The organism is Roseibacillus ishigakijimensis, from assembly GCF_016595415.1.
Taxonomy (GTDB): domain Bacteria; phylum Verrucomicrobiota; class Verrucomicrobiia; order Verrucomicrobiales; family Akkermansiaceae; genus Roseibacillus; species Roseibacillus ishigakijimensis.
The window spans coordinates 1-658 of record NZ_JAENIO010000129.1 but is presented as its reverse complement, the minus strand read 5'-3'; the positions used below and the strand labels follow the sequence as shown (position 1 = coordinate 658).

General features: G+C 60.0%; 1 protein-coding gene. It reads left to right on the top strand.

The genetic code is table 11. The annotated features are described in order from the left end of the window. Nucleotides 1-131: 131 nt before the first annotated feature. A partial coding sequence (locus JIN78_RS16880; protein WP_200393169.1) for a Uma2 family endonuclease occupies nucleotides 132-658 on the top strand: 527 nt, incomplete at its 3' end.

Here is a 658-nt window from a genome sequence, read left to right as displayed (position 1 = left end):
GATGGCCTTCTACCTGGCCACCGCCCCCGATCAAGCAGCCCGCAGCCTGCTCTGTCCCGACTTTCCCCTTGTCATCACCGGCGATTGAGGGAGCTCTTTTCACCACCTCCCTTTTGCGCTAGAGTGCCCTCATGTCCGCCGTTCTCGAAGTGGCCAATCGACCCGAGTTCCAGAACCAGACCACCTTCAATCTGGCGGTCTGGGAAAAGATTCTGGCCGATCCCTTCTATGCCCGCTTAGAGCACCGCATCGAGACCAATGCCCACGGCCAAGTCCTCATGTCCCCGCCCCCCTCTTCTCGTCACGGCAAAGAACAATTCTCCATTGGCTATCTGCTCCACTCTCTGATGGAAGGGGGGGCCGTGGTCACCGAATGCCCGGTCTCGACCTCCCAAGGGATCCGGGCCATTGACACCGCTTGGATTTCCCAAGAAAGGGAAGCAGCCAGCCGATCTCCACACGTCTTCACCAGAGCCCCAGAAATCTGCGTGGAAGTCCTCTCTCCCTCCAACACCACCAACGAGATGCTGGAAAAGAAAGCCCTCTACTTCGAGGCCGGGGCGGAGGAGGTCTGGTTTTGCTCGGTCGAAGGGGAGATGGCCTTCTACCTGGCCACCGCCCCCGATCAAGCAGCCCGCAGCCTGCTCTGTCCCGACTT